This is a genomic window from Nonomuraea sp. K271, assembly GCF_009908215.1.
In the GTDB taxonomy this organism is placed as follows: domain Bacteria; phylum Actinomycetota; class Actinomycetes; order Streptosporangiales; family Streptosporangiaceae; genus Nonomuraea; species Nonomuraea longispora.
The window spans coordinates 1-414 of record NZ_JAAAHR010000407.1; the positions used below are offsets into that span (position 1 = coordinate 1).

At 72.5% G+C, this 414-nt stretch carries 1 protein-coding gene; it reads left to right on the forward strand.

What is annotated here, in order from left to right:
* Nucleotides 1-47 precede the first annotated feature (47 nt).
* Nucleotides 48-414, forward strand: a 367-nt coding sequence (locus GUY59_RS47200) for an SDR family NAD(P)-dependent oxidoreductase (protein ID WP_330849320.1), incomplete at its 3' end; no start/stop codon positions are given.

Below are 414 nucleotides of genomic sequence, written 5' to 3' on the forward strand. Positions count from 1 at the left end.
TAAGAGACAGTGTCGCGGCCGGTCAGATCCGGTTCGTCCAGGCCGACGTGCGCGTCCCAGAGGACGTCGACCGGCTCGTCTCCGGCTTCGACCGGCTGGACGTGGTGGTCAACAACGCGGGCGGGTCGCCGTACGCGCCGCTGGACGGCACCTCGCCGCGCCTGCACGCCCGTGTCATCGACCTCAACCTGACGGCCCCGCTCCTGGTGGCGCAGCGCGCCTACCCGCTGCTCGCCGCCTCCTGCGGGGCGATCGTGATGATCGGCAGCATCAGCGGCAGCCGCCCCTCACCCGGAACGGCCGCGTACGGTGCCGCCGAAGCGGGCCTGCACCACCTGGCGCGCTGCCTGGCCGCCGAATGGGCGCCACAGGTACGGGTCAACACGATCGTCGTCGGCCTGACCGCCACAGCCG